Here is an 18,441-nt window from a genome sequence, read left to right as displayed (position 1 = left end):
AGATAGAGTATATCGATGAGAGTTACAAAATTTAAAAATACGATAAATAATATTTTGTTTATAGGTTCAGCCATGATTTTTAGTAAAGGTGTCTTGGCTATTGATTTACAAGAGATAAAAAAACAAGGTGTGCTACGTCATATTGGCGTACCTTACGCAAATTTTGTGTCTTATATTAAAAAAGATGACTTTGAATTGTTAAGCGGATTGGATGTAGAACTCGTGAAAGGTTTTGCGGAATCTCTGGGTGTTGAGTACCAATATGTGCCAGCAAAATGGAACAATGTGATAGGAAAATTAACCGGTCAACATGCGCAGTTCCAAAACAATCAAACCCTAATTGGCGATGAATGCGCAATAGAAGGCGATATCATTGCTAATGGTGTCACTATTTTAGATTGGCGTGCTGAACTAGCCGATTTTTCAAATGATTATTTCCCCTCAGCAGTATGGCTCGTGGCACGTTCAGATTCAGATCTACAACCTATTCACCCAACTAACTCTATTGATAAAGACATTAAGAAAGTGAAGGAACTTATTAATGGCAGAGATGTGTTAGCGATGGAACATTCCTGTCTAGACCCTAATTTATATAATCTTTATAGCACGGGTGCCAATATCATATTACCCGCGACTGAACGTAGCTTGAATGAAATGGTTCCGGCGATCCTAAATAAGGATGCCGAAAGTACCTTACTTGATGTTGCTGATACCTTAATTGCGCTAGAAAAGTGGCCCGGTGAAATAAAAGTGATAGGGCCAGTGTCAAAAGAACAAAGAATGGGGGCTGTCTTTAGAAAAAGTTCGCCAGAGCTACGTAAAGCGTTTGATCAATATTTAGATGACATAAAAAAAGATGGGGCTTATCTGCAATTAGTTGAGAAATACTATCCATCAGTTTCTTATTTCTATCGCGATTATTTTAACCACAGCAATAAGTTAGGTCGATGATAAAGTTGAAGCGTAAATTATCCAGTAGCCGTTTAATTATTATTGCTGCGGTATTACTTGCAGCGTATTTAGTGTCTATTTTGGCTGTAACCAATTTTGGCCAGACACGATTGAAAGAGTCACAGCAACGAGAACTTAATCTTAAAGTACAAAGTTACACCAATATGTTGGAATATTTTTTCAATGTGACAAATGATGAGTTAGCAAATCTTGCTAATGATAAATCAATGTTGACTTATTTTGCTAATTTGGCATCAGGCATGTCAATGCAATATGGCTTAGGAGCGAGTTTATTCAACCTTAATAGGGAACTGAACAGCCTCATCGATAATACTGAAATTAGTCAACAATCGGTTTATCAACGTTTGGTACTTGTTGATTATGATGGCACTGTTATTGCTGATACCGAAAAGAACCCTGATACCGCGTTCGATAAGGTCAACATGCCACATATTCACGAACAGAGTTTGACTATTCGTATAGTTCAAGATGGTAAGAGTCCTTATATTCAACTGGTTAAACGAGTTCAATACGCAGGTAAACCGGTTGCGTTTTTGGTGGCGGATTTGAATAGGAAAGTAATCATTTCACAATTGACGGCACAGGAGGATGCTGATAGTCGAAGCCGCATGGATTTAATTACAGCCGACGGTGATATTTTTATCTGGGATTCATTAACAACGAAACTACAAGCTGATGATAAAAACGTGCTCGCGAATAAAATTTATTTTGAAATGGAGATTGAAAATACACCTTTTAAATTAAGAAGTTGGTTTGAACCCGTCAATGAAAAAGAAATTTTCACTTCGGGTTGGTTTATCGCCGGTCTGTCTTTTCTTGCTGTGCCTGTTGTGTTTGGACTTTTATATACATTCATGATTAATAACGCAAATGTTATTTTAAGAACTAAATTTGAAGAAAGTTATAAACAACGACGGATCTTATCGACTCAAAATCAATTGTTAATTGAAGAGATTGAAAAAAGAAAGGCTTCAGAACAAGAATTGGCTTATCAAGCCTCGCACGATGCGTTGACTGGGTTACCCAATCGAAATTGTGGTAATGACAGCTTGGATCAAGAATTAATAAGAGCAAAAAGATCGAATACTAACGTATTAGTCATGTTTATTGATCTTGATAATTTTAAACAGATTAATGATACCTTGGGGCACTCTGCTGGCGATCAGATTTTGATGCAGAGTACCGAAAGATTACTGGATTCTATACGTGATGCCGACGTTCTCGCCCGTTTAGGTGGCGATGAATTCTTATTAGTTATCCCGGAACTGAAAAGCTTGGACTCGGCAACATACTTAGCGGCTAGGGTGTTGTCGTTATTTGATGCTCCTTTTATTTGGGAAAACCAGGAGTTGTTTATCTCCACTAGTATTGGCATGTCGGCATATCCTCAAGACGGTCATAATGTACAACAGTTACTTGCCAGAGCTGATACCGCCATGTATCGAGCCAAACAAGATGGGCGTAATACCTTTAGTTTTTATAATGCGGCGATGAGCGCTGATTTACAGCGCACGTTAGATCTCGATGGGCGATTACGTCAAGCGCTTGCGCGCGATGAACTCGAAATTTACTATCAGCCGATTATTGAGTTAGCATCCAACAAGATTATTGGTGCAGAAGCCTTGATGCGTTGGCATGATATCGAGTTTGGTTTTATACCACCGGATGAATTTATTCTTTTAGCTGAGAAAAATGGCTTAATACACTTACTTGGTGAATTTGCGATTAACAAAGCCTGTATGCAGGCCGCTGAATGGCAAAAGATCACGCCGTTACATATTGCTATTAATTTTTCGAGTGTTCAATTTAGGTTTTGCGATAAGCTGTTCGAGCAAATTAATACTGGATTAATACAATCTGGCTTACCTGCGGATAAGTTGGATATTGAGATCACCGAAAGCTTGCTGTTTAATCATAATGAAGAAGTCGTGACCTTACTTAATAGGCTTCAAACTATGGGTGTTCAGCTCTCGATTGATGATTTTGGTACGGGTTATTCGGCACTGAGTTATTTACAAAAATTTCCCTTTGATAAGCTAAAAATTGACCGTGCTTTTCTGAAAAATATGCAGGGTAGTGATTCCGATCGTGAGCTGGTAAATGCGATTATTGCGATGGCGAAAGCACTTAACTTAAAGGTGGTCGCAGAGGGAATTGAAGATCAATGGCATGCGGACTATTTGAGAACAATGAACTGTGAATATGGGCAAGGTTATTTTTATAGCAAACCAGTACCGGCTAAAGAGTTTGAATTGTTATTACATCAATAAAAGTAGGATTTGGTGTAGACAATTAAAAGGACGATTAATATCGCGTTGTGCTTTATTAATGAATTATTGGTTTATACAAAACATACGCAATTTCAATCATAAAACGAGATTATAATCATATATGTACATGTTTATTTTCCGCCTAGATTGAAATGTTGCGGTGTCGTTAGAGTATTTTAACTAATTATAATGTATTGTTGTTAATTATCAATATAATCAACGGTTAACAGTTAATCCAAGGACTAGGTAATGCATTTAAATAAAATATTTTTATTGTTGATTTTAGCGCTGATATCGCTAAGTCAGGTTCATGCTACAGAAAACATGGATCCAAAAATCATTAATGGAGAAAAAGTGGCCGTGGGAGCTGGCCATTTATGGTGGCTTTAGTCTCTAAAAATAGAGACGTATATAGTGGCCAATTTTGTGGGGCTAGCTTTTTAGGTGGGCGCTATATATTAACTGCTGCGCATTGTGTCGACAGCAAAGAAGGGCAAGATTTTGATGCCGTTATTGGTATTTCAGATCTCGCTCAGAATGATGCAGCAGCACGTCGATATAGTGTTAAAGAAGTTTATGTTCACGAAGATTATTGGAAGGCAACTGCTGGTAATGACATTGCAATTTTAGAACTTGAGCGCGAGATAAATTATACAGCCGTTAATTTGGCTGATAGGCATTTACGTAACAGCCTACCAGTAGGTAAAGTATTAACTGTGATGGGGTGGGGAGATCAAGACCCAAAGCCAGGCTTAGATAACATGAAATTTAAGAATGAGTTATACCAAGTTGATGTACCGCTAGTCGAACAAGCGCTATGTCCTGGTGGTGTCAGCTTAAAAGATAATGCATTTTGTGCTGGATACCTTGATGGTGGTTATGATTCTTGTCAGGGTGACAGTGGTGGGCCAATCGTTGTTGCCAGTGCTAACGGATATGAACAACTTGGTATTGTGAGCTGGGGGGATGGGTGTGCAGAAGCCGGAAATTACGGTGTTTATGCTAATGTAAGCCATTTCTCAGACTGGATTTCAGGAAAAATGCAAGGATTCAGCTATCGTCAATCAGAATTTGTTGGGGCTAAACGTCTGGGTGCTTATTCGCATACTTTTACTCTTCAAAATAATACAGAACAAGTGATTAGAACGCTAGACTCTACGATACAAGGAGTTAGCGCTTCAATAACTTCGAATACTTGTTCTGAGATTGCTGTTAATGCCAGTTGCGCCGTGACGATTAATTACACTGTTAGTGCGTTAGATTTTGGTAACGTGTCGGTGAGTATATCGACCGATTATGCGCAAGCATCTCACTTTGATATGGCTGTGTCATATATTGGTATTGAAACTGCGTCTTCAAGTGTTAGTAATATGATTTCTGTTACGAACAGTGGTATATATTCTTCTGCAAATTCATGGTTTAACAATGGTCACTCAATTGAATCTCCAGTATTGGGTAACAATGAGTACTCACAATTAGCGATTACGGGATTAGTTGCTGGGAAGTTATCTTTCAATGGCGATATCTCAATCCAAGAATACGATGATTATTTTAACATATATATTAATGGTCATTTACATCGCAGAGTTAGTGGTATTGAGTCCGATAAATTTACTATTGGCTTATCTAGAGATAATAATACAGTTGTGTTTGAGTATAGAAAATCTTCATATAATTCGTATGGCGATGACCGAATTACTATCAGTAATTTAACTCACTCGGCATTTGGCGAGTCTACAGGAGAGTCTACTAGACCTGATGGTAATTCGACTAATAGAAGTTCTGCTGGTAGCGGCGGCGCTATTAATTGGATTACTTTACTTGTTTTAAGCATGTTAGCGTTATTTAGAAGACGGCTAGTATAATAACTTAGTCCGTTGTAAATGATGACCCAACTATTAGTTGGGTCACTTATTACTTACAAACGACAGCTTGCGGTAATATCTAAACGCGGGTTTATCACGTTACTTTCGACACCATAGAATCCAAGTAAAGTGTGGAATAAATTATCGTGAGAGAAGGTTTCTGTTTTTGCTTTTTCCATTAAGCAGCGTTTATTAATGCCCTTTGCGTCAGCATATTGTTGCGGTAGCCACATGAAAAATGGTACTTGAGTTTGTTCCTCTGGGGCAAATGAGTAAGGAGTTCCATGCAAATATAAGCCTTTCTCACCCAATGATTCGCCGTGATCGGAAATATACATTAAAGCAACGTTATAATCAGCTGAATAGCGCTGTAATTTCTTAATCGTTTCTGCGATCACGTAATCGGTATAGGCGATCGTATTATCATAGACGTTAACGATTTTTTCGTCGCTACAATTTTCAATATCACTCTGATTACATGATGGAGTAAACAACTCTTTTTGTTGTGGGTATCTTAACCAATAGGTCGGACCATGACTGCCGATCATATGCATGGCTATTAATTTATTTTCTTTCATGTTGGCGATTTCATCATCAAATGACTTTAGCATGGCTTCGTCATAACAGGTGGAACCATTACATACATCAGCATATTGGCTGGCATCTATTGTTATTTTTTTAATATTTTTTGCTACTGACTTATCTCCACCATCATTATCTTTCCATAACGTATCTATGCCTGCATGTGTCAATACATCAAGTACGTTATCTTGGCTGTTCGCCCGATTTTTATCATAGTTATTACGGTTTAGGTTTGAAAACATGCAAGGTAATGAATGTGCTGTTGCCGTGCCACAAGATGACACATCTTGGAATGAGATAATGCCCATATTTTGAGTATAAGGGTTGGTATTACGTGTATAGCCATTGTAACCAATGTTCATTGAACGTGCGGTTTCACCCACAATTAACACCATTAGCGTTGGTTTACCATTGACTGCTGCTGGTAGTACTGCATCTGTTCCTTGCGCTTTATAAGCTAGCTTTTCGGTAAACACTTCTTTCTTTAGGTATTTAACACTATTAAAAATATGTGCAGGTACAATCATTTTATTTAGGTAAGAATTATTAGGGCCGACAGAGGCATAACTTTTATAAAAACAGGCGGCGATTAAGAGTAATATGAGAATGGCTGAAATAACCAATATCAACCTTTTAAAAGCACGCTTGAGTAACGGCTCTTGGGTGTTAAATCGAATGAAGGCGATTAATATGGCTGGAATAATACCAACAAACAACAGATAGCTGGACGAACTTAAATTGACATATGACGACATTTCACTCGAATTAGTTTCAATCACATTTTCAATCATTGAATAGTCAAATAGCACACCATATTTTGATGTTGCATAACAAGCTGCTGCGGAAGATACGAGTACAAAAATAAAGAATGGCTTGGCAAAATAAGGGATCGCAAATAACGAAAAAATAATGATAAACGCACAACTTAATAATACGGGCGCAGTATAAACAAATAACCAACTGCTAGTATCTGCCGTGATTTCAATTAAACGCGAGGTGATAGGCGTATTAAGCACGAAGCCGAAATATAACGAATACAGCAATAAGAATTTGGTCATACTGATATCAATACGAAAATTACGTAATGTTTTGACGCTAATATTAATATTCGAAAATGTACGATTGTGTTGAGCGTTGAATATGTTCTTCATCTTTATAGCATCACTATCATAAACCAAGTGAATACAGCTAAGCACAAGGTAACAAACACGGCTGCTGAGCCTATGTCTTTAGCGCGGCCACTTAATTCGTGATGTTCAGTGCCTATTCTATCTACAATTGCTTCAATGGCAGAATTTAATAATTCAACAATGAGTACGAGTACCAGTGATGCCACAAGCAGTATTTTTTCAATATTAGTGATGTCTAATAGCAGGGCTATGGGCGTGAAAATGATCAGTAATAGCAATTCTTGCCTGATTGCCGATTCGTATTTGAATGCAGCTCGTAAGCCTTGCCATGAATATCCGGTGGCTTTGATAATTCGCGTTAATCCTGTATATCCGGGCTTTCCTGCGTTGCTTATCACATCAGTCTGATTCATTTATTCATCCATCTTAATCTAATTGAAACAATTATCTAAATTAGAACACAGTGGCAGGGGGATATGTTGTAAGGCATAGTAAGAAGGTGTCAACGGATGTAAGAGGATGTAGAGAAATGTAAGAAATATAGTGGTTACAATTTTATCACTGGCACACATTTAATGTTTTTGTATTGTTACCTTGCTGTGTGTTCGGTAGTATCGAGGTTTATGACAACATAATGTATTGGATGAACAAAATGAAGAAAACCCTGTGTGCAGCGATCATTATATCGGCTGCTGGATTATCAGGCTGTGCGTCGACTGAATCAACGCAACAAAATGTTCATAATACCAATGATGTTGAAGTTATGGATGAGGCTACGTTGGCGATACAGAAAGTCAAAGCCCTAGCTGAACATGTTGAGCAGCAATACCAAGAAGCAAAAGAACAGAACTATGTTTACTTTGCACCAGATAGCTGGGGAGATGTAAACTCCGATGTCCGAACGATGCGTACACTGGTCGCTAGATTTGATCCCAATGACCAAGGTTTTTTTGGTGGACCTTCGGAAAGTAAAGTAATCGATAAAATTGAAGACGCGCAAACATCATTAGATAAAGCCGTGCGTATTAAACAACTGGTATCGGTATTTTTAGCACAGCAGTTAGCTGACATTGAATATTTGTCACCACAAGTTCATGGGCAATGGCAAAATTCATTAAATGATATTAATGAAAGTACGGCTGATTTAATTGCTGATATTGAAGATGATGATTCAACTGATGGTTATGAAAAACGCAGTATGGCAGTGCAAGCGCGTTTATTAAAACTTGAGATCCGAATTGTTAAAAGTAATTACTACACGCCATTGGTAAAGAAAATGAAAAAAATGGATCAAGACCTGATCCCACAAACATATGCTCAAATACAACAGAGCGTGCAGCAGTTGAATGATGCGATTATGCTTGCTCCGCGAAACCAAGATATTATCGAAAATATAGTGACTAAAGTGGAAGATGATTTACGTCGCGCCAACAACGTCACTACAGAAGTAAAGTGGATCAACAGTGTTGATCGTTCTGACAGTGAAATGATCGCGTTACGCTACCGCGATGCGATTGCAACTGCGGCATTTAATTTATTCTCAGAAGATATTTCTAGCCTAACTTATGTTGAGCAAATTGCGTATTTTCATGATGCATTGCATAATAAATTCGAACAGCAACAAGCCCTTAATAATGAGCAAGCACAGCTAATTATTACCTTAACAGAAAAGGTCAAATTGGGACTGACAGAAACGGATACCTTAACAAACAATGCGGCTATTACAGATTTAGATATTATTTCCAAGACTGCTACCGAGTAGTATCATGAAAATTGAATTGCTTACTCCTCATATTGGGGCGTTGCTCCATGACGTTGATTTAGCCAATTGTAATGACAGTACGTTTGAAACTGTGTATCAAGCTTGGTTTACCCATCAAGTGATCTTCTTTCGTGAGCAAAAATTTTCACCGCAGCAACATTTAACCATTGCCGCCCGTTTTGGGGAATTAGAGCCTGTACATCCTTTTTTCCCCCATGTAGAGCAAGCACCACAAGTCAGTATTATTGAAACCGTTAGCGGTAAACCACCATTAGAAAGTTTTTGGCATACTGATTTAACCTGGCGAGAGAAACCTTCTAAAGCGTCTATTCTTCACGCGCAACATGTGCCTTCTTGCGGTGGTGATACTTTGTGGTGTTCGATGAGCGCTGTATTTCGGGATTTACCTGAACGAGATAAAGTGCTGCTGCGAACATTATCCTCCATGCATGCATTATTTGCTTTTGATGGTATTGAATCGAGAGATATCACCGAGGATTGGCAAAAAGAGGTGATGGCAGTATCTGCACTAAATCCGCCTGTATCGCACCCTGTAATAACACGCAACCCTGATACAGATGAAGAAATATTATTTATTAACGAGCAGTTCACCCGTTATATTATAGGTATGAATTGTGATGACAGTAATGCGTTATTAGCGAAACTATTTACAATGGCAAGACAACCTGAGTATCAGGTTCGTTTTAAGTGGCAGTCAAATTCATTAGCTATTTGGGATAACCGTAGTACTCAGCATTATGCGGTTATTGATTATGCCGATAGCCCTCGTAAATTACACCGTGTAACAGTCTCGTGATCGTTTTATAGCGGCCTTGTAATGATGTCGGATAAATAACCTGCCCTTGTCCTAATACATTGTATAGATAAACTTCATTTCCCATCGATTCCAGTACTTTAATTTAAGTTAGTTCAACATTTTGTTGTGGCTCCGATGTATTTTATTTTTAGCATTTTGTTTATATGAATTGTAGGTTTCTTTTCATAAATATCATATAAATTTGTAATTAAAATGTAATTTAAAAACTTATTAGTTAACACTTGTTTATGTTTTATTTTAATTTTATTCCACCCGCCTTGTGTATCCTGTTGTTTTTGAATGGTTATTCTTGCTTTGGTTTAAATTAGAATGTTTTTCAAATATTGATAGATCATTCTAGTGTACACATGTAAGCTCTATTTAACTTTTAGGGAGAGTGCTATATGCTTAATGAACTAACCAATAAATTATCGCTGACGTTATTTAATAACGATACATTCAAGGCTTACTTCGCACCGTTTTCAACCAAACCGATCGCCGTACTTATGGGTGATATGCATGCGGCAAGCGTTGTGGGTATAAAGGCTGAAAATAATGATATGTATTCATTAACATTAGCGATATCAGGCAAGGTGAACGAACAATATTTTTCATTTAAGGCTGGTCAATATGTTGAGCTGCAAGTAAAGAAAAATGGCAGTTATATTAAACGTCCTTTTACTATTTCGTCGTCGGTATTGCAGTTACAACAAGATAAAACCATCACTTTAACAATTAAGAAGCAATTTGAAGGGCGGATCACGCCTTGGTTGGAAAATGCGGTCGAGAAAGGAGAGTTACTCGGTATTTCTCCTGCCAAAGGCGAATTTGTATTAAATACGGCGATACCACAAAACCGAAATACGCAAATAACGAAAGAGGTTATATTCATTGCTGGTGGCAGTGGTATTACCCCTTTTCACAGCTTACTGTTATCGCATGTAGTGAATAACCCGAAAATCGATTTCACCCTGCTTTATTATGCTCGAGCTAATCAACATGTACTAAAAGAAAACCTTGTATCGTTAGAAGTGGCTCACGCTAACTTTACCTTGAAATTATTACAAAGTGAACGTGATGGACATTGCTCTCAAGCGCATATTAACGCCATTACAACCGATTTAGTACATTGTGATGTATATATCTGTGGCCCAAATAGCATGATGGATAACACACAAGCATTATTAGTCGAGATGGGATTGCCGTTGGATGGATTACACCTTGAGCAATTTGGTCTCGCTAGCTTCAGTAATGTCGATTTAAATGTCGCGCGCAAAATTTCATTCATCACTACTAACAAAAGCATTGTTGTGAATGAAGCAAATCAGAAAACACTATTAACCATTGCTGAGGATAATTATGTTCCTGCGAAATATGGTTGTCGTATTGGTATTTGCCAAGAGTGTAAGTGTAAGAAGGTAAGCGGTGTGGTTTATAACAGCCAAACTAAAACATATTCAGATACTGGTGAAGAAGATATCCAAGCTTGTATCAGTGTTCCAGTGACTGACGTCGTTATTAATTTATAGGGAGAGCGTAATGGCAAAGTTAAATGAACAGCAGTTAGAACGACTGGCGATAGACCTTGATGCTGTGAAAGAAAGGGCTATGAAAGAAGTAGGCAGTGTTGATGAACGGTATATTAAGAAAATTATTCGTTTACAACGAACGTTAGAAATTGCAGGGCGAATTAGTATTGTACTGGGTTTTATGTCGTTATACTTCTGGGGGGTTGGTGTACTGCTATTAAGCGCATCTAAGATCTTAGATAACATGGAAATTGGTCATAATGTCCTGCACGGTCAATATGATTGGATGAACGATCCAACGGTTAACTCCCAAACATTTGAATGGGATAATGCCTGTAGTTCGGAATCGTGGAAGCGAGTGCATAATTACGAACATCATACTTACACTAATATAATTGGTAAGGATCGTGACTTTGGTTACGGGTTATTACGCTTAAGTGATGATTTTTCTTGGCGTTTACGAAATTTATGGCAGTTCGGTACGTACCTTATATTAAGTACTTTATTTCAGTGGGGGATCGCTTTTCACGAGATGGCGGGTGAACGAGTATTCTTTGGTAAGAGAAAAGAAGGCCGTGCGTCACATGTTGATATCGAACGTTTAAAGCAAGTATTTTACAGTAAATCAACGCGCCAAATTTTAAAAGATTACGTGATCTTTCCAATCTTAGCCGGACCGCTTTTCGTGATGGTACTGTTAGGTAATCTATGCGCTAATTTATTGCGTAACTTTTGGACCTCAACGATTATTTTCTGCGGGCACTTTCCTACTGAAGTATATACTTTTACGGAAAAAGAATGTGAGGATGAATCTCGTGGCCATTGGTATTATCGTCAAATTTTAGGTTCGGCAAACTTAACTGGGCCTAGATGGTTCCATATTTTAACGGGTCATTTGAGCTGCCAGGTAGAGCATCATTTATTTCCTGAAGTGCCTGCACATCGTTATGTGGCTATGTCGAAAGAAGTGCAAGTGATCGCAGCTAAATACGGGATTGCTTACAATACGGGGAGTTTCTTTAGCCAGTATGCATCGGTAGTACAACGGGTTATTTATTTCTCATTCCCATTCGGTAAAGTCACGGGTAAGAACACGGCACTTTACCCTCGCTTTTAACGCTTATTAAGGTCAGTGATACTGGCTAGTTAAATGGCAATTAATAAATACGAAAAAAGCCTGACTGTGTGAATAGTCAGGCTTTTTTGTGCGATCAATATAAGTGCGAATATGCGCTATTTATGAAAGCTTGTGCTGTGACTAAGATCGTTGTTATTTCTTAATTAACGGTGACCAAGTCAATTGCGGCCAGTGCTGTGTTTCAGCATACCGGGCCAATTGCGGGCAAGGGTTAACAACATGCGGGTATTGACTGAATAGACATAAAGGCAGATCGTTAATTGAATCAGTATAAAAATAGAGATCAGCAAAGCTCTCGGTTTGTTCTGCTAACCAAGACTCTAAGCGTGTTACTTTTCCTTCTCGGTAGCTGGCAACGCCGAGTACGTTCGCTGAATAATGGCCATTTTCAATTAACAGATCGATACCCATCGCCTGTTCGATGCCGAGTTTTTTGGCTACTTTTTTGACAATAAAGCTGACTGTTGCTGATATTAATACCGTGGTAATATTATCTTGCTTAAGCTGTGCTAAGAGTTGCAGGGCTTGTGGAAATACGGTTGGCATAATATATTTTTCTACACATTCATCCACCAAACTATCGACTTGTTCTTTAGGAAGTTTCGCAAGCGGTGCTATTGCAAAGTCGAGATAGGTCGGCATATCCAATTGACCTGCGGAATACTGCGTCATTAAACGCTGATCTTCAATTAGAAATGTTGGATCGGTGATAATTCCTTTTTTGACCAAAAATTGGTGCCACAATACAGAGCTATCCGCACCAATTAGGGTTTCATCAAGATCAAAAATATATAATGCTTGGCTCATGGTATTCATTCCCTTAACTTACTTGTTGTAATTCATTTAAATTAAACAGTAACTCGAGCTGCGAGCCCGTCTTGAATAATCGCTCTGATGAACGGTTGAGTAAATCGACAGTAATATCACAACCTTTTACTGTTACTTGATAGCGGATCACATTTCCCAATAATTGATGGTTTTTAATGATGCCCTGAGTCGGCGCGGAAATATGCTCACCGTAAGTTCGACCCGCTTCACGTACATAAATGGATTCCGGACGGATCGCCAGTTTGCCATTGATTTGTATATTAAGCACATCTTGGGCTTGCTGGGTCGATAATAAATTATAATGACCCATGAATCCGGCCACAAATTCATTATGTGGCTGGGTATAAATTTTCTCCGCACTGCCTTGTTGTACAATAGCACCTTCATTCATTAAAAAGATACGATCAGACATGGTCATGGCTTCTTCTTGATCATGGGTAACAAACACAGTGGTTAGATTAAGTTCTTTTTGAATATCACAGATTTGTTGACGTAAATGTTTACGAATACGGGCATCTAAGGCTGACAGTGGTTCATCAAGCAGTAATATTTTTGGTTGTACCACTAATGCTCTCGCCAGTGTGACTCGCTGTTTTTGACCGCCAGATAATTGATGTGGATGCTGGTGTTCTTTGCCTTTTAGCTCGACTAATTCAATCACCCGAGCCACTTGTTTGCTTATTTCATTTTTGCTCAGTTTTTTCATTTTTAAACCGAAGGCAATGTTATTTGCTACCGTCATATTTGGAAATAAAGCATAAGATTGAAACACCATGCCGATGTCTCTTTTTTGTGGGGCTAAATGGGTAATATTTTGGTCTCCCACCCATATTTCGCCTGCTTCGACGTTATTTAGACCAGCAAGGCTGCGTAACAAAGTTGATTTACCACAACCACTGGGGCCGAGTAAGGTAACAAATTCACCTTGCTTGATACTGAAGTTAATATCTGAAAATACGGTATTACTACCAAAGCTTTTTTGTAGATTTTTTACAGTAACAAAACTCATGATGGTGCTCCTCGGCTAATACGGCTGGCCAACCAAGTGAAAAGAAAGATAAAGGCAAAGTAAGTCATCACTAATGGGGAGGTGAAGTGACCACTGGTTTGGCGCATGTTATATAAATAGATTTGCAGGGTTTCATAACGTGTACCCACCAAAATATTCGAAAATACGAATTCACCTAATAAGAACGAGAAAGATAAAAACAGTGAGGCAAATAACCCTTTCTTCAAATTAGGTAAAATAACCATAAAGAATGCTTGTGCCGAACTTGCACCAAGTAAGTGTGCTGCATCCATCAGATCCGCCAAATGAATCGCTTCAAAACTGTTAGCGATGGCGCGATACATAAATGGCAGCGCAATAGTGAAGTAAGTACCGATTAAGATCCATGGCGTACCAACAATCTGCATTGAACTATCGGCATATATTTGCAGTAAACCCACGGACGATACCACTGGCGGTACGGCAAAGGGTAATAAGATCAGTACATTCATCAGCCCATTTAATTTAGGAAAATAATAAAACACCACAAAGATGGCTGGAATGATCAACACACTACTTAATATCAATGCGCTAATGCAGATAAACAGTGAACGACCAAATGCAGCAATAAAGCGCGGGTCTTGCCATAACTGGCTATACCAACCGGTAGTGAAACCATCGGGTACAATCGTTGCGCCCCAGCTAGAGGAAATAGAATAAATAAACGTTGCTAGTATCGGGATGAATAATAATGTCACCGTACCATAGACAATAAATTTATGTAACGACGAAGAATTAACGTTTTGCATGATAACTCCGGCCAATAAGCAGTTGGTTAATGATGGTAATAAACGCCAGTAATAAGATGAGTAAAACTGAAATCGCGGCGGCTAGATTTGGTTCCAGAAAAATATCCCCCGACACTAAACTGGCAATACGTACTGTGATGACATTGTAGTTACCCGTCGTTAACGCATAAACACTGGCGTACGCTCCCATAGCATTAGCAATCAAAATAATAAAAGTACCGAGTAAGGCTGGAGATAATACTGGCAGGGCAATGTAACGCCAGAACTGCCATGTTTTCGCGCCCAGTAATGCGGATGCGGCTTGCCAATCGTCACTTAACGCATCAAATGCCGGGTACAGCAGTAGTACCGCGAGAGGTACTTGAAAGTAGATATAAATGGCCAGCAGTCCCCATTGACCATATAAATTAAAATCGTCAATGATGCCGTATCTTTTCAGCAGTAATGTTAGTGCCCCGTTAAAACCAAGAATAATAATAAATGCAAAGGCTAGGGGAACACCGCTAAAGTTAGCGGCCATATTGGTAAACGAAATGATCTAATCGCGTAACCCTGAATCAAAGCGGCGCAGTGATGACACGAAGCACGCGGCAATGGTAATAGCCACCAAGCTAGACGTAATGGATAACCAGAGACTGTTGGTAAATCCTTGTAAGATAAACGCCGAGTCAAAAATCTCTTGATAATTCTCGACGCTGAATGCTTCTTCATAAATGAAACTGTTAACCAGTACCCATAACATCGGGGCTATTTGGAACATAAAAAATAATAGTGCAAACGGCAGCAAGATTAATGCAGGTTTGAACTTCGTTAATGCCAAACGCTTATGGTTTGGCTTTGTGGTTGCTACTTGTGTAACTGGGGCCGAAACAGTGTTCATAGGTTTATTTACACTCTTGGACTGTTTATTTACACTCTTGGACTGTTTGATTAAGCGAGCTAGATTGGTTGATTAATAGCTCAGGTTTTTTGATTAATAGATCCTGATTGTAGGATTTGTCATGGTCGGTTAATCCCAATAATTGGCAAACGTTACCGCAAATATCTGTTTGTTTCATTGTCGTAGGCTGGTGGCTAAAATGTTCACCGATTACAAACAAAGGCACCGCGCGTTCTTCAGGTAATATGCCGCCATGTGATTTATCATTGTTCATGCCATGATCACTGGTAATCATGGTTTGATAGCCCGCTTGTAACCAAATATCCATATAGTTAGACAAAATGATATCTACCCGACGGGCTGAATTACGGTATTGGCTCGAGTCCAATCCAAATTTATGCCCTGTATCATCGATGTTCATCGGGTGGATCAGTAAGAAATCAGGCTGGTGCTGTTGGCGTAGATGTTCTGCGTCCAAAAACAACATTTCATCAGGGTAATGATCCAAGTGATAGAAGCAACCATGTTGAATATTTAAACTTGGATCTTGGGTAAATCGATCGCGCACGGCATTGTAAGGTGCGATATTATATAATTCGCTCATCCAATGGTAAGCGGCAGCAGCAGTGGTGAGAGAGGCTTTTTTAGCTAAACTAAATATACTGCTATGGTGGGACAGACGAACAATATCATTATTGACTATGCCACTTTGTGCTGGTGTTACGCCCGTTAATAAACATTCGTACAGCGGGCGTGACATGGATGGTAGTTCACTGATAATCGGATAAAGTGTCGCTCGATCTTGTTCGATTAATGCATTCAAGTAACCCATGCACTCACGGGCTACTTGATGATTAAGACCATCGAGAACAACAAGTATGACTTTATTGTTCATTCAATTCTCGTTATTTGATATGACTTTTTTGCTATTTAATATGGAGCAGTACGTTTTCTTGCCACTGACGTGGTAGTTTGCGTGTGCTTTTTTCCCATGCTTTAAAATCTGTTACCGGGTGTACATTGCTATATTGCTCAGTCGGTAATAACTTTGCTTGGACTGACGCTGGTAAGCTAACATCGTCACGAATTGGACGTGCGTAACCTTTAGCTAAATTGATTTGGCCTTGATCACTAAAGATGTATTCACGCGCCAGTTTTGCCGCATTTGGGTTTTGGGCATATTTATTAATGATGGTGGTGTAACCAGAGATAACCGAACCATCTTGTGGAATCGATACGGTGAAACGGCTACGATCAATTTGATCACGATAGTTAAGGGCATTAAAGTCCCAAAGGATAGCGACTTCAACTTCGCCTTTTTCAAGATTCGTTAAACCGGGATCATTCAGTGATAGGCGACCTTGTTTTGCCAATTCAGCGAAAAATTTAATCGCTGGTTTCAGATTTTTTTCGCTACCACCTTGGGAAAAGGCAGCAGCAAGCACTGCATTATTTGCTTGTGATGCGATGCCCACATCACCCACTGTGACTCTATAATCGCCTTTGAGAATATCGTCCCATGATTTTGGCGGGTTTTTGACTAAATTATTATTCGAGATAAATGAGATGGTACCAGTATAAGCAAGTGCCCAGTGGCCGTCTTTGTCTTTGGCCCAATTTGGAACGCTGTCCCAGGTACTTGGTTTATATGCTTGTGTTACGCCTTGTTTTACTGCTACACGTGCAAAAGCAAAACCAACGTCACCGATATCTGCGGTTGCATTGTGTTTTTCGGCTGCAAATTTAGCCACTTCTTGTGCTGAACTCATATCAGTATCTTGGTGTTTTAAGCCATAGATATTACTCAGATCAACCCAAGTATCTTTCCAGTTCGCCCAGCTATCTGGCATACCGACACTGTATACGGCACCTTCTTTTTTTGCAGCGACAATAATTGAATCAAGATTGTCATTAGCATTAACGGCCGTTATCATCAAACTTGCGATTAATGTAGTACTGGTTAGCAACGTTTTCATTATCTCTATCTTCCTAGACAGGTGAGTTCGTTGTGTATGTTATGCCTTTTTTATGACAGTTTTTGTGGATTTTCATGACAGCTTTATGAAGAATAGGTGGGTAATAAATAGTTATTTAAAGCATAACGCAAGTTATATGAAACGTATTGTCATGTTAAGTAATGCACTGTTATATAAAGGTTTGTGGATCATTCACATCTTTCTTTACTCTTTATATATTTGTCCTGTATGATTATGTCACTATCATCGACAGAGGATTGAACTAATAGGGATGTGAATGTTCATTAAGTTCATTAATGTTAAAAAAAGTATCACTAGAAAAAAAATTATTATTAATAGCAGGCAGTCTATCTGCGCTATTTATTATATTTAGTATCAATTATTTTTTATATATTCGAAATAATGTCATCGATCAGCGTCTATGTGCATTAGTACCCCGCATTAATTTCATTGGTTCAATTATTAACGATTATTATCAGCAATATCTTGATGGTAAATTAGCATTATTAGACGCTCAATCGCAGGCGATTAAGCGAATACATCAAATCAATAAAGACAATGATAATTACATTTTTGTGTTTAAGGATGATTATACCTTACTTGAATCCATTAACCGTTCTGTCTTGCGTAATCAGAATGTCAAAGAGGTAAAGGATATTAAAGGTGTAAAGCTCTATCAGCTTTTACATACCGAAGTGATAACGAGAGCTAATGGGGGTTATTCTCATTATTATGCTTATTCTAAAGTTTCACATGAAGAGCAGGAAAAAATTTCCTACTCTAAGTATTTTTCTCCTTGGGGTTGGGTCTATGGTGAGGGGATGTATATTAACGATGTTGATAAGTCTATTCTCAATATACTGACTTCTAACTAATCACTTTCGTTTTATTTATG

At 38.6% G+C, this 18,441-nt stretch carries 18 protein-coding genes; 9 read left to right on the top strand and 9 right to left on the bottom strand.

Translation table 11 applies throughout. From position 1 onward, the window contains the following. The first annotated feature begins 72 nt into the window (after positions 1–72). The 4 genes from BT797_RS11520 (at position 73) to BT797_RS11510 (ending at position 5,107) form a co-directional block, all read left to right on the top strand. A complete protein-coding gene (locus BT797_RS11520) occupies positions 73–951 on the top strand; it encodes a transporter substrate-binding domain-containing protein (RefSeq protein ID WP_244534182.1) in 879 nt (292 codons plus the stop codon). Then, positions 948–3,242, top strand: a complete 2,295-nt coding sequence (locus BT797_RS11515; RefSeq protein WP_075472145.1) for a putative bifunctional diguanylate cyclase/phosphodiesterase — start codon at positions 948–950, stop codon at positions 3,240–3,242. The genes BT797_RS11520 and BT797_RS11515 overlap by 4 nt, the downstream gene beginning before the upstream one ends. A 249-nt stretch (positions 3,243–3,491) precedes the next feature. Continuing rightward, positions 3,492–3,632 carry a hypothetical protein gene (locus BT797_RS24280; RefSeq protein ID WP_244534181.1) on the top strand — a complete coding sequence of 47 codons (141 nt, stop codon included), beginning with the start codon at positions 3,492–3,494 and terminating at the stop codon, positions 3,630–3,632. After that, positions 3,620–5,107 (top strand): trypsin-like serine protease, encoded by a 1,488-nt coding sequence (locus BT797_RS11510; RefSeq protein WP_244534180.1) that lies wholly within the window; start codon positions 3,620–3,622, stop codon positions 5,105–5,107. The genes BT797_RS24280 and BT797_RS11510 overlap by 13 nt, the downstream gene beginning before the upstream one ends. Positions 5,108–5,160: 53 nt before the next feature. On the opposite strand, the gene BT797_RS11505 is transcribed toward BT797_RS11510, so the two are convergent. Together BT797_RS11505 and BT797_RS11500 are read right to left on the bottom strand one after the other, a co-directional pair. After that, the gene (locus BT797_RS11505; RefSeq protein ID WP_244534179.1) at positions 5,161–6,840 is read right to left on the bottom strand and encodes a phosphoethanolamine transferase; all 1,680 of its coding nucleotides are present in this window, start codon (positions 6,838–6,840) and stop codon (positions 5,161–5,163) included. A gap of 2 nt (positions 6,841–6,842) precedes the next feature. Beyond that, positions 6,843–7,232: a diacylglycerol kinase gene (locus tag BT797_RS11500; protein ID WP_045111925.1), complete on the bottom strand. Its 390-nt coding sequence runs from the start codon at positions 7,230–7,232 to the stop codon at positions 6,843–6,845. Positions 7,233–7,471: 239 nt separating this feature from the next. On the opposite strand from BT797_RS11500, the gene BT797_RS11495 reads away from it, so the two are divergent. The 4 genes from BT797_RS11495 (at position 7,472) to BT797_RS11480 (ending at position 12,044) form a co-directional block, all read left to right on the top strand. Next, a complete protein-coding gene (locus tag BT797_RS11495; RefSeq protein WP_045111924.1) occupies positions 7,472–8,581 on the top strand; it encodes a hypothetical protein in 1,110 nt (369 codons plus the stop codon). Positions 8,582–8,585: 4 nt separating this feature from the next. Further along, the gene (locus tag BT797_RS11490; RefSeq protein ID WP_045111923.1) at positions 8,586–9,398 is read left to right on the top strand and encodes a TauD/TfdA dioxygenase family protein; all 813 of its coding nucleotides are present in this window, start codon (positions 8,586–8,588) and stop codon (positions 9,396–9,398) included. 404 nt (positions 9,399–9,802) lie between these two features. Continuing rightward, positions 9,803–10,927, top strand: a complete 1,125-nt coding sequence (locus BT797_RS11485) for a flavin reductase family protein (protein WP_045111922.1) — start codon at positions 9,803–9,805, stop codon at positions 10,925–10,927. 10 nt (positions 10,928–10,937) lie between these two features. After that, entirely contained in the window at positions 10,938–12,044 is a 1,107-nt protein-coding gene (locus BT797_RS11480) for a fatty acid desaturase family protein (RefSeq protein ID WP_045111921.1), read from the top strand. Between the two features lie 153 nt (positions 12,045–12,197). Here the strand turns inward: BT797_RS11480 and BT797_RS11475 are convergent, their stop codons facing one another. Genes BT797_RS11475 through BT797_RS11450 form a run of 7 tightly spaced genes read right to left on the bottom strand, consistent with a single transcriptional unit; the run spans position 12,198 to position 17,546 of the window. Continuing rightward, positions 12,198–12,872 carry an HAD family hydrolase gene (locus BT797_RS11475; RefSeq protein ID WP_045111920.1) on the bottom strand — a complete coding sequence of 225 codons (675 nt, stop codon included), beginning with the start codon at positions 12,870–12,872 and terminating at the stop codon, positions 12,198–12,200. 13 nt (positions 12,873–12,885) lie between these two features. Next, positions 12,886–13,902 (bottom strand): ABC transporter ATP-binding protein, encoded by a 1,017-nt coding sequence (locus tag BT797_RS11470; protein ID WP_045111919.1) that lies wholly within the window; start codon positions 13,900–13,902, stop codon positions 12,886–12,888. Continuing rightward, complete coding sequence (locus BT797_RS11465; RefSeq protein ID WP_045111918.1) at positions 13,899–14,690, bottom strand: ABC transporter permease; 792 nt, start codon at positions 14,688–14,690, stop codon at positions 13,899–13,901. The genes BT797_RS11470 and BT797_RS11465 overlap by 4 nt, the downstream gene beginning before the upstream one ends. Next, positions 14,677–15,210, bottom strand: a complete 534-nt coding sequence (locus tag BT797_RS24275) for an ABC transporter permease (protein WP_244534178.1) — start codon at positions 15,208–15,210, stop codon at positions 14,677–14,679. The genes BT797_RS11465 and BT797_RS24275 overlap by 14 nt, the downstream gene beginning before the upstream one ends. Before the next feature lie 18 nt (positions 15,211–15,228). Next, positions 15,229–15,570, bottom strand: a complete 342-nt coding sequence (locus BT797_RS24270) for a hypothetical protein (protein WP_244534177.1) — start codon at positions 15,568–15,570, stop codon at positions 15,229–15,231. A gap of 25 nt (positions 15,571–15,595) precedes the next feature. Next, positions 15,596–16,465 carry an alkaline phosphatase family protein gene (locus tag BT797_RS11455; RefSeq protein WP_045111916.1) on the bottom strand — a complete coding sequence of 290 codons (870 nt, stop codon included), beginning with the start codon at positions 16,463–16,465 and terminating at the stop codon, positions 15,596–15,598. A gap of 31 nt (positions 16,466–16,496) precedes the next feature. After that, positions 16,497–17,546, bottom strand: a complete 1,050-nt coding sequence (locus tag BT797_RS11450) for an ABC transporter substrate-binding protein (RefSeq protein WP_045111915.1) — start codon at positions 17,544–17,546, stop codon at positions 16,497–16,499. A gap of 296 nt (positions 17,547–17,842) precedes the next feature. Between BT797_RS11450 and BT797_RS11445 the strand changes: the two genes are divergently transcribed. Next, complete coding sequence (locus BT797_RS11445; protein ID WP_045111914.1) at positions 17,843–18,421, top strand: cache domain-containing protein; 579 nt, start codon at positions 17,843–17,845, stop codon at positions 18,419–18,421. Positions 18,422–18,441: the final 20 nt, after the last annotated feature.

This window comes from Moritella viscosa (assembly GCF_900120065.1).
Taxonomy (GTDB): Bacteria; Pseudomonadota; Gammaproteobacteria; order Enterobacterales; family Moritellaceae; genus Moritella; species Moritella viscosa.
This window is presented reverse-complemented; position numbering and strand designations above follow the sequence as displayed.